Raw genomic sequence first — 257 nt, 5'->3', positions numbered from 1 at the left:
ACTTCCCGCCTTCCTACCGAAAGAACATTTTACCCCTCCCTCCACAATTTTCGAAGCCAGAAGACCATTTTTCAATCCTATCTCTCAAAACTATCATATACAAAAAATCACCCCCAATCTTCCCAACCAATTTAAAATTCTCCAAAATACCTTTAACATCCATCCTTCCTCCCCCCACACCCATCCACCTATCCATTCTGTCCAAACCATCATCAGGGTAAACACCATCACCCCTCAACAAATACAAACTATTTCAA

At 41.2% G+C, this 257-nt stretch carries 1 pseudogene; it reads left to right on the top strand.

From position 1 onward, the window contains the following. A pseudogene (locus tag FS736_RS24945) lies at window positions 1–257 on the top strand (MmgE/PrpD family protein); the annotation flags it as partial.

It is taken from the genome of Cytobacillus oceanisediminis 2691 (assembly GCF_007678455.1).
Taxonomy (GTDB): Bacteria; Bacillota; Bacilli; order Bacillales; family Cytobacillaceae; genus Mesobacillus; species Mesobacillus oceanisediminis_A.
This window is presented reverse-complemented; position numbering and strand designations above follow the sequence as displayed.